Genomic DNA, 20,107 nt, shown 5'->3' on the forward strand with positions numbered 1-20,107 from the left:
ATAAAAAAAGTTATCCACAAGTGATGCAGAAACACCAAACACTCATGGTGACAACTTTGGTTCCACGTGAAACCCTTACACAACAAGCCTTAAGCAATAAAAGCTAATTTCAATGTTTCACATGAAACCTAATTAATCCACAGTTTCATGTGAAACACTCTAGATCAACCAAAAAAAACGAATAAATAACTTATCAATTGTGGATAACTATTCAATAAGCCCGCTTAAATCAACACTTTGCAATCTCAAATTAAACCCAAGGATATGCTCTAGTTTGACGTTAAACTATCTGTATAAGGTTGATATACCAATCTTAAATCCTCACCAAACTGAGCAACAGAAACAAGTTTAAAACGTCTTTGTTCTGCCAAATTATCAACATCTAACATCAGCATCGGTTTTGCTTTATTGCCCAATACGCACGGTGCTTGGTAAACAACAAGCTCATCAACCAGGTTTGCTTTTAAAAAACTGCCTGCCACCTGAGAACCTGCCTCCACCAGCACATCATATACCTGATAATCTCTAACTAGCGTCTGCAATAACTGGCTTAAATCAGTTTGAGACCAGATTAGAGTATCTTGGCGCTGTAATACTTGATAGTCGCTGCCTTGTAGCCGCCTTCGCCTATCAAGGACGACCACTTTTGGCTGTGGAACACGCTCTTGCTCAACGCCTAACTGGGTAGAGCGCACATTTAAACTAGGATCATCGTCGATAACAGTCTGACTGCCTGTGATAATAGCACCACTCATAGCACGTAAAGCCTGTACATCTTCACGTGCAGCAGGACCGGTAATCCACTTTGATTCCCCTGAGGCCATAGCAGTGCGGCCATCTAAGCTGGTGGCTATTTTCAAGCGTACATAAGGCATCTTAGTGCGCATCGCCTTTAAGAAGCCTGCATTTAACTGTGCTGCTTGGCTCTCTCCCACTCCAACAGTTACTTCAATGCCCGCCTCTTTGAGCATAGCTATGCCACGTCCACCGACCTTAGGATTTGGATCCAAACCAGCAACGACCACGCGAGCCACACCAGACTCGATAAGAGCACGTGCACAGGGCGGTGTTTTGCCAGTATGACTGCATGGCTCAAGGGTCACATAAGCAGTTGCTCCTTGCGCTGATTGTTTAGCTTGTCTTAAAGCAAAAACTTCTGCATGGGGCTCGCCTGCCTTGGGGTGAAACCCAGAACCAACAATTAAGTTATCATTGACAATGACACATCCGACAGCTGGGTTTGGTCGTGTCGAAAAACGTCCTTTTTTAGCTTCTTCAATCGCTAACATCATGTAATAATTATCGATTGCCATTTGCTCATGTGCTGCCACTACCGAGGCATCATTGGCGGATAAAACAGTGGTAGATGCGCTGTTATTTGAAGTGATTGTATTCATCGCAGCAAACTCCTTTACTGCTCGTCAATAGGACGAATATTTTGTAATTCTTGACGAAAAGCCTCTATATCTTGGAAGTCACGATAGACGCTGGCAAAGCGTACATAAGCAACGTCATCGAGCTCTTTTAACTCACTCATAACTATCTCACCTAAGTCTTTACTGCTTATTTCACGCTCACCCAGCTGACGAACACGCTTCTCAATACGGCTGATCATTGCCTCTTGCTCATCTAAGGTGACTGGACGCTTCTGTAATGGCAACTGAATAGATCGACGTAGCTTCTGTGAGTCATACGGCTCAATACGGCCATTAGACTTAATGATGCGTGGCATCACCACCTCGACCACTTCAAAAGTGGTAAAGCGCTCTTGGCACTGATTGCACTGACGGCGGCGGCGAACTTGCGCCCCTTCAGCGGCTAAACGTGAATCGATGACTTTGGTGTCATCGGCATTACAATAAGGACACTGCATGGCGTATTCTCTTAGTTGTCTTTAATAAACTTCTAGCTTTAATGGATTTCTAGCAAACTTTGGATATGGTTAATAAAACTTACGGCTAAATAGCGGTTATCGTTTTTGCATCTGTCAGTCTTCGAGTATTTGAATCTTGCATTTTTTGTTGCAATTTATCTGAATGACTCGTGTTATTTATCGAAATGGCTCGTGTTATTTTTCTAAACGACTAATATTCTGGCGCTATTTACCAATACAGAAGCTGCCAAAAATACGACCTAGTAAGTCATCGGCGCTAAATTCACCGGTAATCTCACCCAGACTATACTGGCCTTGTCGCAAGCTTTCAGCGACCAGCTCACCGGCTTGATAGGCTACCAATTGCTCATGGGCATCCGCTAAATGCTGTTGGGTGCGTCTGAGTGCATCAATGTGGCGGGTACGGGCTATTAGGCTATTTTCAGGGGGATGAAAGCCGACTTTGTCACACAAGGTGGTGATTAGTTGCTCAATACCTTCTGATGTTTCACATGAAACATTAATTTGCTGATAACCGGCAACTGTCTCTTGATCAGCCAAGTGTGGCGAGTCACCCTGCTCAACCAAATCTCTCTTATTGCCGATAAGCAATAGCTTGCTGGTATCGAAGCTTGGTGCGCCTGTATCCGTGCTACCAAATAGCTCAGTGGCTAATTCAATAGGGTCTTCTTGCTGCGATAAATCATACACCAAAAGTAGCAGATCTGCTTGCTTAATGGCATCGCGTGCTCGCTCGATACCAATGCGCTCTACCGCATCTGTGGTGTCTCGTAAACCAGCGGTATCTGTGAGATGAATGGTTAACCCATTGAGCACAATGGTCTCTTGCAGTGTGTCTCGAGTGGTGCCTGCCACGTCGGTGACAATCGCACGCTCTTGCCCTGCCAGACTATTTAGCAAGCTTGATTTGCCCGCATTAGGTCGCCCTGCAAGCACCACATGTACCCCATCCCGCAGTAGCTGACCTTGCTGTGCAGTCGCCATAATAGTGGCTAGCTTCTTCTGAATGGCAGACAACTTACCTTCAATAACCCCATCACTTAAAAAGTCGACATCCTCTTCGTCCGGAAAGTCTATTGATGCTTCGACATACAATCTTAGCTCAATCAAGGCTTCTAAGATGTCATTAATCTTCACCGAAAAAGCACCGGTTAATGAGCGAATGGCACTACTGGCGGCAGCGGCACTGGTTGCATCAATCGCATCAGCAATGGCCTCTGCTTGCAGTAAGTCCAGCTTGTCATTTTCGAAGGCACGATAAGAAAACTCTCCAGCTTGCGCTTGATGTGCGCCCAGCTCGAATACACGGGCGAGCATCTGGTTTTGTAGAATCATGCCGCCATGACCTTGCAACTCGATGACATCCTCTCCTGTGAACGAATGAGGTGCTTTAAAGTAGAGTACCAGCCCTTCATCTAGCACATTGTGATCGGCGTCATAAAAACGGCAAAAACTGGCTAATCTTGGTGTAAAACTGTCTTTACCAGTCAGTTGGCAGGCAATTTGGTAGGCCTTGGATCCAGACAGGCGGATGATACCCACACCGCCTCGACCCACTGGGGTCGCAATGGCGGCAATTGTTTTTGTCTGTGATATCTGTGTCATAAAAATGGGCTCAATTTGAATGGTGATATTGGGTTTGATGTGATAAGAATAGAGTTAATAAGCTTATAGTAGGTGCTTGGTGAGTGATATTCAACATAAGTTAGTAAGCTGTTTTTCGCTGAGGGACGAAGCGCGCGTCACTGTGGATAGAAACAAGGGATAGGAAGAGGCATATTTGGTAGGGTGAAAATAGCCCAGATGCTGAGGCTATGCTTTTTGTTTTTTGCTGTTGTCTTAGTTTTTTTCTTAGCTTTTTGGGGCTGGTTATGAGGGTTATCAATCCAATATTCGTTAAAAAAGCAGACAAAATAAAAGCGCCCATATTGATGAATATGGGCGCTAATTTGTTCATTCAGTTCGATTAAATGCTGCGCTTAACTTGCGGCGTTGGCGGCTTTTTCACGCTGTTCTTTTTCAACTTTTTTGTTGACTAAGTACTGCTGACCCATGGTAAATAAGTTGTTCACGGTCCAGTATAGTACCAAGCCTGCTGGGAAGAATAGCATGAATAAGGTGAAGATAATTGGTAAGAATTTCATCACTTTGGCTTGCATTGGATCAGTCGGCTGCGGGCTAAACGACTGCTGCGCAAACATACTGGCACCCATCAAGATAGGTAGGATGAACCAAGGATCCATCGATGACAAGTCTTGAATCCATAAAATCCATGGTGCATGACGTAACTCAACGCTTTCTACCAGCATGTAGTACAGGCCAAGGAAGATAGGCATTTGCAGTAAGATAGGTAGACAACCCGCCATTGGATTGACCTTCTCTTCTTTGTAAATCGCCATCATCTCTTGTGACATCTTCATGCGGTCATCGCCATGCTCTTCTTTCAATGCAGCCAGACGTGGCGCTAGAGCGCGCATTTTTGCCATTGAATAGTAGCTTTTGTGCGAGATCCACATCAAGGCCAACTTCACTGATAAGGTCAAACCAATAATCGCCCAACCCCAGTTACCGACTACGCTATGAATGGTCGATAGGATTAAGAATAAGAACTTAGAAATTGGCCATGCCCAACCATAATCAACAGTTTTCTCAAAGCCTGGTGCAAAACCTTTTAGCTGCTCTTGTACTTTTGGACCAGCGTATAAGGTCGCATTAACGTTGATTTGTTTGTTAACTGGAACGGCCAGAGGCTGACTCAGCATACCAATAATGTAGTCGCCATTGGCGGTTTCACGGCTAAAGAATTTGCCGGTAAAGTTGCCTGGTGTCCAAGCTGAAACGAAATAATGCTGTACGATACCAACCCAACCTTTGCTGCTGTTGGCGGTTAATTCACCATCGTTAAAGTTTTTAAATTTAAGTTTGTTGTATTCGTCATTGGGTACGCCCCAAGCGCCGCCTAAGTAGGTTGCCATACTTAGTGCACCTTTGCCATCCATGCCAGGATCTTTGCTGCTGTCACGCTTTAATTGAGCAAACAAGGTACCGTTCCAGTCTTTGTCTGTGGTGTTATTAATGTTGTAGTTAACATTGATTGGGTATTTGCCACGAGTGAAGACAAAGGTCTTGGTCACACGCAAACCATCTTGCTCATATACCAAAGGCACTTCTAGGATATCTTGACCTGGCTGCATGTCATAACTGCTAGATTGATAGCTGTATTTTGCAGGGTTACCTGGCTTATCAATGCCATCACCATTGTTATTGAAATCAATCAAACCAGACTGAGCAATATAGACACGCTGAGCTGAGTTCTCTAATAAGACAAACGGATTTTCACTATCTAAAGTCGCATTATAATCACGCAATGCAGCATATACTAAGTTACCGCCTTGAGGATCAATTTTGACTTGGTAGCGATCTGTTGTGACATTAATCAGCTGATCTGATGCCACTTCAGTGGTCTCACCCACTTGTGGGGTGCCAGGAATGTCCGTCACTGATGACACAGGAATATCACTGTCACTGACGCCAGAGCTGGTTGGAATGTCTGAACCAGTCGTGGTGGATACAGAAGGGGTTACTGCGTCTGCTGATGGGGCTGGCGCATTGGCATAGTCTTTTTGCCATGCTAGCACCAACAAATAAGCGGTAATCAGCATCGCAATGATGATGAGCACCCGTAGTATCTTTTGCATAAGATTGTCCTAAACAACTCAAAATGAATGTTCTAAAAATGTTATAAAAATTAAAACCAAAACAAGGCAAACGTTATGATTACGCCTTACCCAACAAGATAAAACTATGATTACGCCTTACCCAAAAAGATAAAACAATGTATTACTCTACAATTATGTTTTATAAACAAACAGCAGGGCTAGTGGCTCTTTTTTGCTAACCAAAACAACCTTGTTAAAGTAGCTTGTATGGCGTAAATAACCTTAAAAACGTTTACAAAATGGTCACTATTTTACTAAAAAACCATGGTAAATGATATAGAATCTGTTTTTAAGCCAAAACAGCCGCTGCTCATGCGAAAACTACACCCCTAATCAGGGTAAGTAATCAATTAAGAATTGGATTAGCCTAACACATTATTAGTGCGCTGCATCTGCGCATTAAGTCGAGCGCTATAACTGCTGTTGTCTTGATAAACACCACGCTCAATCAACATTGTTTCACGTGAAACAGTAGGGAGTGACTTTAAAGCTGTCCCCTGTTCCATCTTAACAACTGGGTAAAACAGATCTTTATATAAAGGCAAAGGCACAAAATCAATACCATGACCACCCAATGGATGACAGCGACAAATACGCTTCACTGTCAACAGTCCACCCCTACCCGCACCATGCCAACTGATGGCTTGCTTACCGTATTCAGAACAAGTTGGGTAATATCGGCAACGTGCGGGTAGCACAGGACTGATAAAGGTTTGATAACTTTTGATAATGAGCAGTAAGATACGTGACGCTAAGTTGACTCGGGGGTTGCTTGTGTTAGCCATTTGCTTTACTCATATTGCCTACACAGTTTGCCTTTTTTGAACCACTTTATGTTTATGTTTTATTTTGACCAGCAACTCTTGTATTTCTTGCGTTAACTGAATGTTGGTTAATGCTTTTGGCGATTTTTTGACAATAAATATCATATCTAATGCAGGTAAATCACCATGACTGTGACGAAACTGCTCTCGTATCAGACGCTTGATACGATTTCGAGCAACCGCTGTCGGAATCTTCTTTTTGGTAATTGCCATACCCAATCTTGCTTGAGTGCGATTAGAGGAATAAGCAAATGCCATTAGATGTGTTTGATGCACTTTAAACAACGGCTGGTTAAATACCTGTTTAAACTCATCTGGCTTTAATAAACGCTTTGTTTTGGGATAACTATAATCGGTCATGGTTGGTCAATATACCTAAATTAGATAGCGTAAAACAGCATAATTAGTAACAACAACACCTTGAACAACAACATCAACCATTGACGTCTGTATGTCTATTAAGGATGTTAGGTGTCGAGGGTGCTATATACGTTATTTGGATGTCGTGTTTTTTGGATGCTATAAGCAAAAAAAGCACCTAATAACTAGGTGCTTTTAATACAATAAAAATCAATGTGCCTATCATAAGTTGTCAGTATTGTGTCTTACCAGATAACCCAATACTAAGTTTATCAAAACTAAGTTTATCAATACTAGGGTTTATCAAAACTAAGTTTATTTAGTATCGGCAAGTCGGTAAAAGTCTAACTATACTGTTAAACGATGACGACCTTTTGCACGGCGACGTGCTAAAACTTGACGGCCTTTTTTAGTTGCCATACGAGCACGGAAACCGTGAGTGCGCTTGCGTTTGATAACGCTTGGCTGGAATGTACGTTTCATAAATCACCTTTGACAGCAAAGAAAAGAATGTAAATTTTAAATAAATAGAGTTTACTAAGAATTTGTAGTAGCAAGCGATTATGCCATATCAGTTGCTTAGTGTCAATACAAAGAAGCGTTTTTAAAACGATAGACATAAGCCTACCAAACTAAAACTAAAACTAAAACTAAAACTAAAACTAAACATAATAAGCACAATAAACAAATAGTTAAATTTAACTAAATAAAAATAAGAAAAGCAATAAACAAAATACAGTTATACAATAAGAAAAACTTAACAAAAAAACACCGAAAATAATACGATTAAATCAATAAAAACTAAATAGTAAAGATTAAAAAATCATCTTTACTGACTTTTGGTCAATATATAATCAAAGCAGTCTAAAATGGTTGCAAGATATGCGAATGCAAGTACTACTCATGTAGGCTTAGCGAGCTTTAGTGGTTCTCTAATCATAATGGCAATGATGTTATCTGCGTATTTTTCTAGTCTAACTACAATTAATCTTGTTTTTATTACCACTTCCAAAATAAAGACAGGTTCTAGTATTTTTTGCCCAACCAAACGTAACCTTCAATTATATCTGCTGGTAATTAAACCTGTTGCTAATGAAGTATGCTAGGTAAAACCACAGTTAGCACAAAAGTTAAGAGTTGGTTGCAAAGAAAGGAGTAGTTATTAGGCTTCCCCTATGTCAAGGTAGTTATTAGTTATCAATGCTACTTCTAACTCTATCTTTGATTCTAATTATGATTTAGTCATAACATGTCTTGTTTATTATTTTAGTAGACTAAAATTTTAATAGTTTAGTGTTTGTGATAGTCATAATACAACCAATTATTATGCAAGTCTTAGGATTTTCTGATGTTTTAGTCAGCTTGTTTTAGAATGGTAATAAGCTTGTAAACCACTGTTGGTAAAGGTAGCTGTTAAAAAAAACAACATTCGAGTTAAAAAACTTATCCACAGAAATCAGTTTACCCCATAATAATATATATAATAGTTCTTTTGTTATTATTAGCACCTTGATTATCTGTGCATAACTATAAAAAAGCTAATAAAATCATAATATTATGTTGTGGTTAAAGGTGTTGATAAGCTGTTACTAAAACCTGTATAACTTGCTATTTTAAGTTATCCACAACATTAACCACAAAGTTATCCACAGAATAATTAGGGTGATATTTCTCAATTTGTATGCTAAAGTAACCCCAATAAATAAGATTGGGTTGCTGAAAATAGCCACCCCATCCCCTATTTTTTGTTGTTTTAAGCGCATCTTTTTTCTATCAAAATAGGATAGGTCATGTCAGATAGTTTGTCGTTATGGGATAGATGTCTTGATGACTTAAGATATCAGCTCAAAGAAAATGAGTTTACGATGTGGTTGCGTCCATTATCAGCTAATGAGTATGGTGACACTTTAGAACTGCTAGCACCCAACCAGTATTTTGTGTCACATGTACAACAACATCACTTTACAGAAATTGAGAAATTGGCCAAACATCATAGCCAAGGTAGCATAAAGCAGGTTGTGATACAGGTTGAAAGTAGTGTGCAATCAAAACCGACTCATGGGGTTAGTAGTGTTGTCGATAGTATGCAAATATCCTCTACATCATCGCCAGCATCTGCTACGCTGAAAAAACAAGCTGATACCCCCATCAGTAGTGACAAGGCATTAAGTTATATTAATCCTTTATATACGTTTGAGACTTTTGTGACTGGTAAATCTAACATGTTGGCCTACAAAGCCTGCTTAGAATTGGGAAAAAAACAGTCTCAAAATCGGCATAATCCTTTGTTTTTGTATGGTGCATCTGGTTTGGGTAAAACTCATTTGATGCACTCGGTGGCACATCGGTACCTCAAAATTGGCAAAACTTTTTATTATTTTTCATCCGAAAAATTCATTAATCAGCTGGTCTATGCGTTACGTAATCAAAAAATTGAGCAGTTTAAGAAAAAAATTAAACGCGTTGATTTGTTGATTATTGATGATGTGCATGTATTGGCTGGGAAAAACAAATCCAGCAGTGAGTTTTTGTCATTATTTGCTGATTTTATGGTAGAAGGCAAACAGGTAATTTTGGCCTCAGATAGGCATCCGTCACAGATGACAGAGTTTGATGAGCGCTTTCGCTCAAGGTTTTCATCAGGATTGGCGGTTTCGATTGATCCGCCAGAGATGGAAACACGAATGCAGATTTTGCAGAAAAAAGCACATCTATCTGGTGTAGAATTACCCAAAGAGTGTGCGCTGTTTATAGCGCAAAACGTGGTATCCAACGTCAGGCGCTTAGAAGGCGCGTTAAACCAAGTCTTAGCCACTGCCAATTTAACGGGGAATCCTATTGATTTGGATATGGTGCAGTATGCGCTAAAAGACGTGATAGCCATCCGCTCACAGGCGGTGAGTATGGATAATATTCGCAAAGTCGTTGCCGAATACTATGATGTATCAGTAAAGGATTTGATGAGCAAAAAACGCACCCGTAGTATTGCAAGACCCAGACAGATTGCGATGGCACTTGCCCGTGAATTAACCAAAGACAGTTTTCCAGATATTGGACAATCCTTTGGCGGTCGTGATCACACCACTGTCATGCATGCTTGTGATAAGGTGGCAGAATTGCGTCGAGAAGATCCAGTACTGGATAAAGAGTACAAGGCATTGGCGATGACCTTACAAGCTGGGTAGAGTGGGGCATACTTACGGTGCATAGCCGTTAATATTTAGTTATACTAGCCATATATGATTAATTTTTGACCCAATTTAAGACCCAATAAAAGAGTCCTATTATTATGCAACTGTCGATAAATCGTGAACTGCTGCTAAAAGCCATTAATCTGATTGCTAAGGCGGCAGATAGACGTCATAACATGGTAGTTTTAGGTAATATTAAGCTTGAGGTTACTGAGCAAGCATTGATTTTGACTGCCTCTGACTTAGAAGTTGAGCTTAGTGCTGAAGTCAAGCTAGGTAATGGAGCTTCAGGTGTAATAGGTGCGACAACGCTACCTGCGACCAAGCTACATGAGATATGCAAACTATTGCCAAAAGATGCCCAGATTAATATCAATGCCGAAGGTAATGAGCGCTGTGTCATCACTAGTGGTAAAAGTCGATTTATGCTTGGGACATTACCAGCAGCAGACTTTCCTCTTTTAGGAAGTCCTGCTAACGTTACAGCCTTGACTATCAATCGTTTGGTGCTATTAGATTTGATGACCAAGACTCAGTTTGCCATGGCCATTCAAGATGTGCGCTATTATTTAACAGGTATGTTATTTGAAGTGGAACAGCGGCAACTTACCACTGTGGCGACTGATGGACATCGTTTGGCGCTTGCACGTAGTGTAATTGATGTCGCAGATGACTTTACCTTGCAGGCTATTTTGCCTCGCAAAGCCGTAATTGAACTTGAGCGTTTAGCCAATGAGTTAGGCAAACTGGTGGGGGATAAAGACGGTAGCCTAATCTTAAGCTTTGGCCGTGAGTTTTTGCAAGTCAGTTTACCGTTTGGAAACGTTGACAGCACAGGTCAAATAGATGACTCAGTAAAGATAACCTTCACCGCACGTTTGATTGATGGTAAGTTTCCTGATTATCGCCGAGTGATGCCAACCAACACTGATAAAGTTGCACTGGTAAATAAAGAAAAAATGCTTGATGTACTTAGACGAGTTTCTATTTTAAGTAATGAAAAATCACGTGGGGTGATTTTTAAGTTTGCTCAAGATGGATTGGTAGAGGTACGTGCTAATAATGCTGAGCAAGATGAGGCTGTTGAAGCGCTACAAGTTCAGTATCAAGGTGAACCTATTGAGTTGTCATTTAATGCCGCTTATTTGCAAGATGTGCTTGATGTGTTAGGCGGTGATGTACAGCTTAATATGAGTCAAGCCAATAGCTCGGTATTGGTTAATCAGCACAACGATAGCCAGCATCAGTATGTGATTATGCCAATGCGTATTTAACGTAATACTCCTTAATCGACGTGGTGTAGCCCTTTAAAAAAGCAAGATCTTGAAGATCTTGCTTTTTTTTGGCGTTTATTTTTCGCTACATAAGCTGCCTTTTAGTTTATTTCATTTAACATAATCAAAGTGTGGAGGACAGAAGGTATATTATGTTAAATCAATGGGTTGGAAATAATAAAACTGATGATCATAAGAAATAGAAGTGTTAATAACAGAAAATACAGCATAATAATACCAAATCTAAAAATTAAGCTATCGAGAAAAACGAGTGCAAACGCTACATATAGTAGGTTTAGAGAGTTTGACAAAGATAGGTTGTTTTTTAGAAAAGGTATAAGTCTGTGGTTAACGGGTGCTTATTAGTCGTTGCTGATTTAAACTAGGTATCTTAATCTTAATTCTAATAAAGTGATAAAACGAATGTATTCAAGCTCGATAACTATGGCAAGGTTGTTACTATGCTGACGCATCTAAGTATTTATCAATTACGCAATTTGCAAACTGTTAATATAAGTCTTGGCCAGTGCAATGTGTTTGTTGGCGCTAATGGCAGTGGCAAAACATCCTTGTTAGAGTCGTTATATTTATTATCTCGTGGTAAAAGCTTCCGTCATCATCAGCCAAAGCGCTACATCACCCATCATGCAAAGACTGCCACTGTGCATGCCAAATTTGCTGATGGGGGCAGTATGGCCATTCAAAAGGCACAAGATGCCAGTAGTGTGATGCGTTTGGGGCAACAAAACGTGTATGTACAAAGTGCTTTGGCCAAACAATTACCTAGCTTACTGATAGATCCATCTTCTATGGATATCTTAGAAATGGGCAGTGGTAGTCGTCGTCAGTTACTCGATTGGATAGCGTTTCACGTGAAACCTGGGTTTCATCCGCAGTGGCTGGCGTATCAACGTTTGCTCAAACAAAGAAATGTATTATTAAAGCAGTCGCCACGTTTATCGACTTACCAAATGCAAGAGTTGATGGCATGGGATAAAGGGTTAGCGACACATGCGGCTTTGATTACTCATTATCGACAGCAGGCATTTGTAGAATGGAAGCCAGTATTTGAAGAGTTAATAGAGAAGTTATTACCAGAATATGCGCCTTTTATTCAGCTTAAATTTTCAGCTGGTTATAATACTAAGTTTGCTTTAGATGAACTGCTGCAACAACGTCTGGCTCAGGATTGTCATATGGGTTATACCCGCATTGGTTGTCATCGAGCCGATGTGCAAGTGTTATGGGTAGATGATGATGAGACACGGCAACTTCAGTTTGAGCAGCAGCAAGCACTTCAATCAGAACTAAGCCAACCTACGTTAGGGGAGGATACCCTGCGTGAGCAGGCGGCGAATGTGCTGTCACGTGGTGAGAAAAAGTTATTGATTACCGCACTAAGATTGTCACAGTTGCCCTTGTTGGTCTCTTTATCGTCTTCTGGTGTCTCTTTAGAGGAAGCAGTGAGTGAGGCATTGCCAGTGGTGTTGTTAGATGATATCACCGCTGAACTCGATGAGCGGGGATTAGAGATTTTACTTCAGACATTATCTAAGCTGTCGTGTCAGGTATTTATTACTAGTTTAGATACACAAATTATGGATAAGATAATCAACTATTGGCCACAGGCTAAGTTGTTTCACGTGAAACAAGGTAGTGTTACTGAGGCGGTGTGAGGTGTTTTTAAACAGATAACCAGTTTGTTTATTTGTAGAAATTATAAATGGCGCAACAAGACGCTATAACACAGCCTAACCCCTATTATAAGGGGTAATTGCCGCCAATATCGCCCATGCTTTTATTGTCAGTAAATGCTATAATAAGGGCTAGTTTTTGCCCCTATTTTATTGGCATGATAAAACAGGTGTTTGGCAAAATTGGACTGTGTAGGTTCTGTGCTAGCTTTACCTAAGCGCTCGCCAAGTATAAGCCATTGCCTGCTACTTTATTCGATAAAAGACTATTCGATAAAAAAATGATGGAATAGACAATCATATCAGATGCCAGTTGAATTGCTGAGTGTATCAGTATCGCCGTTTTAGGAAAGGATATATCATGAGTGAGTCAAACCACAATACCGAGCAAGAAGCACTTGCAGGATTGCCACCAGAGGCAGTGCCTGAAGCGTTGCATGAAGAAGAATATAGCTCAAAAAACATTCGTGTATTACGTGGATTAGAAGCGGTGCGTGTACGCCCAGGTATGTACATCGGTGATACCGATGATGGTACCGGTCTGCACCATATGGTCTTTGAGGTAGTGGATAACTCAATTGACGAAGCCTTAGCTGGGCACTGTGATCAAATCGACATCATCATCCATGAAGACGAGTCTGTCAGCGTAATGGATAATGGTCGTGGTATTCCAGTCGATGTCCACCCAGAAGAAGGGGTATCTGCTGCTCAAGTTATTATGACTGTACTGCATGCTGGCGGTAAGTTTGATGACAACAGCTATAAAGTATCTGGTGGTCTGCATGGCGTGGGTGTGTCGGTTGTGAACGCACTGTCAAAAAAATTGGTGATGAATATTTGGCGAGAAGGCCATCACTATCAGCAAACATATAGTGACGGCGTGCCAGATGCAGACATCAAAATGCTAGAAGAAACCAAAAAAACAGGGACTCAAATCCGCTTTTACCCAAGCCCTGATGTATTCACTGGCACGACTTTTGATCTTGAAGTGTTGGCGAAACGATTGCGTGAGCTGTCATTTTTAAACTCAGGTGTCCGCATTGTATTAACTGATGAGCGTATCGATAAGCAGCACGTATTTGAACACAAAGGCGGCTTGTCTGAATTTGTGGCTTACATCAATTCAGGCAAAGAAGGCCTTAATGAGGTGTTCCACTTTGTCAGTGAGCAAGATGATGGCATCGTAGTAGAAGCGGCACTACAGTGGACAGATACTTATAACGAGAAGGTATTGTGTTTTACCAATAACATTCCGCAAAAAGATGGTGGTACTCACTTATCAGGTTTCCGTTCGGCACTGACTCGTTGTCTAAATACTTATATGGACAACGAAAATTTGATGAAAAAAGAAAAAGTACATACCACAGGTGATGATGCGCGTGAAGGCTTAACTGCCATTGTGTCTGTTAAAGTACCTGATCCTAAGTTTTCGAGCCAGACCAAAGATAAACTGGTGTCAAGCGAGGTAAAATCAGCGGTCGAGTCTGCGATGCACGATAAGTTTAATGACTATCTGCTAGAAAACCCAACCGCAGCCAAGTCGATTGCAAATAAGATTATTGATGCTGCCCGTGCGCGTGATGCCGCACGTAAAGCCCGTGAATTAACCCGTCGTAAAACCACGTTAGACATTGCAGGCCTACCTGGAAAATTGGCAGATTGCCAAGAAAAAGATCCAGCATTATCAGAATTGTATATTGTGGAAGGGGACTCTGCGGGCGGCTCTGCAAAACAGGGTCGTAGCCGTAAGACACAAGCCATTTTGCCACTAAAAGGTAAAATCTTAAACGTCGAGCGTGCTCGTTTTGACAAGATGTTGTCATCTGCAGAAGTCGGTACCTTAATTACCGCACTAGGTTGTGGTATTGGTCCAGATGAATATAATCCAGATAAAGTGCGCTATCACAAAATCATCATCATGACCGATGCTGACGTTGATGGTTCACACATTCGTACCTTGCTGTTGACCTTCTTCTTCCGTCAAACGCCAGAGCTGATCGAGCGTGGCTATATTTATATCGCTCAACCACCTTTGTATAAGGTGAAAAAAGGCCGTCAGGAGCTGTATCTAAAAGATGATGAGGCGTTAAAAGCGTATCTGTTGTCATCGACTATCGATGAGATGAATCTACACATCAGCGAAGATGCGCCAGCCATTACTGGTCAAGCGCTAGAGCAGCTATTAAATGACTATAACCAAACGCAATTGGTTAAGTCACGACTCCAGATTCGCTATCCTGCGGTGTTATTAGATGCGCTTACTCACGTGCCTAAGCTGACCACAGACATGACTTATGACCATGACGCCATGAGTAAGTGGAAGACAGCGTTACAGGCGCAACTAGAGCGTTTTGGTAGCGATTTGCACCCAGTCATTGAGCTAGATAACATTCATGAACCTATGCGTGATGATGAGTCAGAAGCGGTAAAAGATGCCAATAATCAGTTTAAGTTTAAACTAGATATTGAGCCGAATGAGACTGGTACTGTCGATGATAGTGCTGGTACAGAAGCGGATGATAAGGTGGCAAAAAAACCACAGTGGTTACCACGTATTACCATCTATGTGCATCAGTTGGCACAGCATTATCTAATGGATGCAGGCTTTATTAACTCAGGTGAATATGCACGCTTAATGCGCCTATCTCAAGAGTGGAACACCCTACTAACAGACACTGCCTTTATCCGCCGTGGTGAAAGAGATACTCCATTGCGTGACTTTGATCATCTATGGCAACAAGTCATGCAAGATGCCCGCCGTGGCTTATCAGTTCAGCGTTATAAAGGACTGGGTGAGATGAATGCGGATCAATTATGGGATACGACAATGGATCCTGAAAATCGTCGTATGTTAAAAGTGACCATTGAAGATGCGATTGCTGCGGACCATCTATTTACCTGCCTAATGGGAGATGATGTAGAGCCACGTCGTCAGTTTATTGAAGAGAATGCATTAACAGTGACTAACTTAGATATCTAAAGTTGTATTAGGTATATTTTTAGTTTGTTTTGAGAAAAGTCATCTTAATTGTAAGGTGGCTTTTTTTTGTTTCACGTGAAACAAGGTTAAGTTTGGCTAGGTGTTAATATACACTCAAACCTTTCGCTGACTATAAAGCTGAGCGGTTTGGTTTATTAACCATTAACCACTCGGCAACTGAGGATTGTTAAACTATGCTTGAACTCATATTATTGGCCTTAGCCTTAGCAATGGATGCGTTTTCGGTATCTATTGGGCTTGGGGCTAAACACACTAATTCATCTCAGTTATCAAAAAAATGCTCATCACTAATAGCGAAATTGGCTCTAGCAGCGGGTGTGTATTTTGGTATCGCTCAAGGCATAATGCCCTTAATCGGCTATTTGTTAGGCTCTGCCGTATTGGGGTGGTTGGCTTCGGCGGCGCCTTGGATTGGCTGTCTCATCTTAATCGGTTTGGGCGGCAAAATGCTGTACGAAGCTGTGACAGGTCAAGATGAAGCTAGTAAACTAGAAGCCGCTGATACTTCGAGCAAGATTGATCATAAGTTGATGAGTTCTTTGGCGATTGCTACCAGTATCGATGCACTAGCAGCGGGCTTTACCTTAAACCTATTATCCGTTAATGCATGGTTAGCCTGTACGATTATTGCTATGATAACGGCTGTATCGAGTTTTATTGGAGTCTATTTAGGTCGTCAATCCGGTACTTGGCTGGAAGATAAAGCAGAAATATTAGGCGGTTTGGTGTTAATCGCTATTGGTATTAAAATGGTAATTTAGTTTTTATACCTTTTCTGAAAAATAACCTATCTTTGTCAAACTCGCTAAACCTACTACTTGTAGCGTCTGCACTCTTTTTCCTCGATATCTTAATTTTCAGATTTGGTATTAGATAAAGAAGATAGCAGCAAGCCGATCTTCATTAAGGCTAATATTTGTCAATGGTATTAAAATAAAGACCAGAGTAAAAAAGATGACTAAGGTCTTGCTGAAGATGATAGTTTTGCTCTTTTGATTTTTTGATCTGTCTTATATTGGCTTAACGCATACACAGCCCAAATAGCAGCAGGTAACCAACCAATTAAGGTAATTTGTAGTATTAAACAAATAATACCAGCAAATGGACGACCAATAGTAAAAAACAATAAAAATGGTAAGAAGATTGCAATAATAAGTCGCATAAAAATCCTTTTAAATTCAAGGTTTGTAATTACAGGCTGTCAGATAGTTAAATCCATTACTAAGTATTTCAGATTTTGGCAAAATAATAAAATAAATGCAAGGAGCTTTTACCTCGTATCTTGGTTGCACTTATTTAAACCGCCATGCCAAAACTCGGCTCGACTTTTGCCCATGCTTCATATTAATCGTCTTAATCTGCTGCGCACCAACTCGGCGTAGTAGCGCATCAAGAGGCTTTAAGTTTTCCGCTTTAGAAACCAAAGTAGTGAACCAATTGACCTGCTGGGCATAGTCAACACTTTCGTTGATCATGCGTGTAATAAAGGCATATTCACCACCTTCGGTCCACAGCTCCGCATTTTGTCCACCAAAATTCAGATTGTTTTTGGCATCAGCGAAACGGTTTGCGTTTTGACTGTTGGGGTTACGACGTGCACGGTTTTTTTGTAGCTTAGTCTGTTTGCGATTATTGGCATCGAGCACATCTTGCATCGAGGCATGGAACGGAGGGTTACAGACAGTGATATCAAAGTAATCGTGTTCACCGATAATACCTTTAAAGATATTTTTTGGATTGGTTTGCTGCTTAACGGTCACCATCTTTTTTAGATTGGGATTAACTTCACAAATGGTTTTTGTGGTATTAATCGACACAGGGTCAATATCGGTTGCGGTAAAGTACCAGCCATAGCTTTGACTGCCGACAATCGGATAAATCAAACTGGCGCCAGTACCTATGTCTAATACATGCGGCTTTTTATTCTCTGAACCACTGTTATTGTCATTCAATAAATCAGCAACTTGATGAATATAGTCAGCACGACCAGGGATGGGCGGACACAGATAGCCTTTAGGCAAATCCCAATATTTAATATTGTAATGCAGCGCCAACAAGGCTTTATTAAGAGTCAGCACCGCTTCAGCGTCAGAAAAGTTAATGGTCGGCTCACCGCTAGGGTTTGTAATCGTATACTGAGCTAGCTCAGGTAGAGCTTTGGTCAGTCTTTCAAAGTCGTAGCGACCTTGATGTGGATTGCGTGGGTGCAAGGTGCTTTTAGCTTGGGGTTTAACCGTTGTAGTAGGTTTACGTTGAGGTGTCGTAGCTGGTTTATCACTTGTTGTTGTGCTGTTTTTTGTGTTGGTCGTGTGACTTGTGTTTTGTGTCATAGGGTGTTAAAACTTATAAAATTAAAAAGGAGTAACCGCTAGTGTAACAGGTTTAGCTTACCTATGATGATATTACTCATAGTTGATGGTTTAAGAGCACAGATACGACATAATAATAAATACACACCTTTAAATAATAACAATCGCAGCCTCAAACAATACCATTTTGGGAACAGTAAATAAGGAATAATTATGACAATAACTCATACGAAAAACACACAGAACAAACGAATTACCTACCAAACAGACGGCTATGTTTGCCTCATTGGTCTTAATCGAGTTGATAAGCGCAACGCCTTTGACAGCCATATGATTGCCCAGTTATCACAGGCGCTCACTGATTATGAAGCTGACAGCGAGCTGCGCTGTGCGCTTATCTTTGCGCATGGTGAGCACTTCACCGCAGGGCTGGACTTGATGGAATTACAAGACAAGCTTGATAAAGGGGTATTTGCGTTTGATAGCACTCAGATTGACCCGTGGGGCATCAGTGGCAAACAGCGCACCAAACCTGTGGTAGTTGCAGTACAAGGCACTTGCTTTACCGCAGGGATTGAACTGATGCTCAACAGTGACGTGGTCATTGCGAGCGACGACTGTAACTTCGCACAGATGGAAGTGCAGCGTGGCATCATGCCATTTGGGGGCGCAACCGTACGTTTTGTGGCGGCGGCAGGTTGGCAAAAAGCCATGCCGTACCTATTAACCGGTAAGCCATTTGATGCCACTACTGCCGATAAACTAGGTCTGGTCAGTGAAGTGGTGCCCAAAGGTAAGCAGTATGATCGAGCCTTTGAACTGGCTACCGAGATTAGCAAAGCCGCACCGCTTGGCGTTCAGTCCCTATTAGCCTCTGCACAAGATGCCGCCCGTCATGGCGCTGACAGTGCACTGGCGAATATCCATAGCTTTTTACCGCCCCTGTTTAACTCTGATGATGCCAAAGAAGGGGTGATGTCGATGGTTGAGCGTCGTGAAGCGCAGTTTAAGGGAAGGTAGTGTTAGGCGCTAAAGATTAATTAATAGGAACAGACGAAGGTAGCTAAAGTTTCCCCTGTTGTATCAGGATATATAATTTGCCAATCCTCGGATTTATAATTAAAAAAAGACACAGTATTATTACCTAAACGAGATAAAAAAGATAAAATTTTATTTCTCTTTGGTTTATTGTTGCAATCCCACATATTAAGAGTAATTACCAAGTTATATGAACCTTCTTCATCAAATTGTGTTTCAGAATAATCCACACGTCTGAAAGCTGTTCTATATCTTCCTGTTTCAGATATAGATTCAGCATCAATTGAAAAACTAATATTTAAACCTGACTCTAATGAGACTGATGAAAGATGTACCCACTCTGAAGCATTCGCACCCATAGAGGTAAATGCTACAATAGATATTAATATTATTTTTTTCATATTTATATTTTTGAATAGTTAATATAAGGATTATATAATAATTGAATACTATATTTATCAATTATAGTTGAATATATCTATATAATATATAACAAGAACTCTTAAGTAATCGAACAAAATTAAATACCTATACTTTAAATGTAGAAAAATTTAACGACAGGGAATCACCAATATTAGCAAAAACCCGATTAACTGCATAAGACAACGTATCGAAAGAAACATAATCACAAGGTCTTAGCCAAGCCTGTTTTACCTCCTTCCATAACCGCTCAATGATATTTAGATGCGGACTATAAGGCGGTAAATAAAAGATAAACAAGCCTCGTTCTTGCCAAATGGGTAATCTAGCTTGGATAATCTTGGCATGATGAATACTGGCATTATCCATGACAATCACTGTAA

Annotated in this window: 17 protein-coding genes; 6 read left to right on the top strand and 11 right to left on the bottom strand. The window is 41.0% G+C overall.

Annotation, left to right across the window (positions count from 1 at the left end):
* Nucleotides 1-269: 269 nt before the first annotated feature.
* The 7 genes from ribD to rpmH all read right to left on the bottom strand — a co-directional run bounded on the left by ribD (nt 270) and on the right by rpmH (nt 7,280).
* Complete coding sequence (gene ribD / locus H140_RS0102675; RefSeq protein WP_033426791.1) at nt 270-1,313, bottom strand: bifunctional diaminohydroxyphosphoribosylaminopyrimidine deaminase/5-amino-6-(5-phosphoribosylamino)uracil reductase RibD; 1,044 nt, start codon at nt 1,311-1,313, stop codon at nt 270-272.
* Nucleotides 1,314-1,411: 98 nt separating this feature from the next.
* Complete coding sequence (gene nrdR, locus H140_RS0102680; RefSeq protein ID WP_019672115.1) at nt 1,412-1,873, bottom strand: transcriptional regulator NrdR; 462 nt, start codon at nt 1,871-1,873, stop codon at nt 1,412-1,414.
* A 225-nt stretch (nt 1,874-2,098) separates the two neighbouring features.
* Nucleotides 2,099-3,499 (bottom strand): tRNA uridine-5-carboxymethylaminomethyl(34) synthesis GTPase MnmE, encoded by a 1,401-nt coding sequence (gene mnmE, locus H140_RS0102685; protein WP_019672116.1) that lies wholly within the window; start codon nt 3,497-3,499, stop codon nt 2,099-2,101.
* A 374-nt stretch (nt 3,500-3,873) separates the two neighbouring features.
* Nucleotides 3,874-5,592, bottom strand: a complete 1,719-nt coding sequence (gene yidC / locus H140_RS0102695; RefSeq protein ID WP_019672118.1) for a membrane protein insertase YidC — start codon at nt 5,590-5,592, stop codon at nt 3,874-3,876.
* Nucleotides 5,593-5,975: 383 nt separating this feature from the next.
* Nucleotides 5,976-6,398: a membrane protein insertion efficiency factor YidD gene (gene yidD / locus H140_RS0102700; protein WP_019672119.1), complete on the bottom strand. Its 423-nt coding sequence runs from the start codon at nt 6,396-6,398 to the stop codon at nt 5,976-5,978.
* Between the two features lie 18 nt (nt 6,399-6,416).
* The gene (gene rnpA, locus H140_RS0102705; RefSeq protein ID WP_019672120.1) at nt 6,417-6,797 is read right to left on the bottom strand and encodes a ribonuclease P protein component; all 381 of its coding nucleotides are present in this window, start codon (nt 6,795-6,797) and stop codon (nt 6,417-6,419) included.
* 348 nt (nt 6,798-7,145) lie between these two features.
* Entirely contained in the window at nt 7,146-7,280 is a 135-nt protein-coding gene (gene rpmH, locus H140_RS0102710) for a 50S ribosomal protein L34 (protein ID WP_007394757.1), read from the bottom strand.
* A 1,307-nt stretch (nt 7,281-8,587) separates the two neighbouring features.
* Between rpmH and dnaA the strand changes: the two genes are divergently transcribed.
* The 5 genes from dnaA to H140_RS0102745 all read left to right on the top strand — a co-directional run bounded on the left by dnaA (nt 8,588) and on the right by H140_RS0102745 (nt 16,718).
* The gene (gene dnaA, locus H140_RS0102725) at nt 8,588-9,982 is read left to right on the top strand and encodes a chromosomal replication initiator protein DnaA (RefSeq protein WP_019672123.1); all 1,395 of its coding nucleotides are present in this window, start codon (nt 8,588-8,590) and stop codon (nt 9,980-9,982) included.
* Nucleotides 9,983-10,086: 104 nt separating this feature from the next.
* Nucleotides 10,087-11,262, top strand: coding sequence for a DNA polymerase III subunit beta (dnaN, locus tag H140_RS0102730; protein WP_019672124.1), 1,176 nt, complete (start codon nt 10,087-10,089; stop codon nt 11,260-11,262).
* 461 nt (nt 11,263-11,723) lie between these two features.
* Nucleotides 11,724-12,938, top strand: a complete 1,215-nt coding sequence (gene recF / locus H140_RS0102735; RefSeq protein WP_019672125.1) for a DNA replication/repair protein RecF — start codon at nt 11,724-11,726, stop codon at nt 12,936-12,938.
* 379 nt (nt 12,939-13,317) lie between these two features.
* Nucleotides 13,318-15,936 carry a DNA topoisomerase (ATP-hydrolyzing) subunit B gene (gyrB, locus tag H140_RS0102740; protein WP_019672126.1) on the top strand — a complete coding sequence of 873 codons (2,619 nt, stop codon included), beginning with the start codon at nt 13,318-13,320 and terminating at the stop codon, nt 15,934-15,936.
* 194 nt (nt 15,937-16,130) lie between these two features.
* The gene (locus H140_RS0102745; protein WP_019672127.1) at nt 16,131-16,718 is read left to right on the top strand and encodes a manganese efflux pump MntP; all 588 of its coding nucleotides are present in this window, start codon (nt 16,131-16,133) and stop codon (nt 16,716-16,718) included.
* A 197-nt stretch (nt 16,719-16,915) separates the two neighbouring features.
* Here the strand turns inward: H140_RS0102745 and H140_RS0102750 are convergent, their stop codons facing one another.
* Both H140_RS0102750 and rlmF read right to left on the bottom strand, forming a co-directional pair.
* Nucleotides 16,916-17,119: a YqaE/Pmp3 family membrane protein gene (locus H140_RS0102750; protein ID WP_019672128.1), complete on the bottom strand. Its 204-nt coding sequence runs from the start codon at nt 17,117-17,119 to the stop codon at nt 16,916-16,918.
* Between the two features lie 130 nt (nt 17,120-17,249).
* On the bottom strand, nt 17,250-18,287 hold the full coding sequence (rlmF, locus tag H140_RS0102755) for a 23S rRNA (adenine(1618)-N(6))-methyltransferase RlmF (protein ID WP_019672129.1): 1,038 nt from the start codon (nt 18,285-18,287) through the stop codon (nt 17,250-17,252).
* Between the two features lie 192 nt (nt 18,288-18,479).
* On the opposite strand from rlmF, the gene H140_RS0102760 reads away from it, so the two are divergent.
* Nucleotides 18,480-19,286 (top strand): crotonase/enoyl-CoA hydratase family protein, encoded by an 807-nt coding sequence (locus H140_RS0102760; protein ID WP_019672130.1) that lies wholly within the window; start codon nt 18,480-18,482, stop codon nt 19,284-19,286.
* A gap of 20 nt (nt 19,287-19,306) precedes the next feature.
* On the opposite strand, the gene H140_RS0102765 is transcribed toward H140_RS0102760, so the two are convergent.
* Both H140_RS0102765 and H140_RS13740 read right to left on the bottom strand, forming a co-directional pair.
* A complete protein-coding gene (locus tag H140_RS0102765) occupies nt 19,307-19,705 on the bottom strand; it encodes a surface-adhesin E family protein (RefSeq protein ID WP_156819055.1) in 399 nt (132 codons plus the stop codon).
* Nucleotides 19,706-19,832: 127 nt separating this feature from the next.
* The coding region (locus H140_RS13740; protein ID WP_019672132.1) for a transposase at nt 19,833-20,107 on the bottom strand (275 nt) is incomplete at its 5' end.

Source organism: Psychrobacter lutiphocae DSM 21542 (assembly GCF_000382145.1).
Taxonomy (GTDB): Bacteria; Pseudomonadota; Gammaproteobacteria; order Pseudomonadales; family Moraxellaceae; genus Psychrobacter; species Psychrobacter lutiphocae.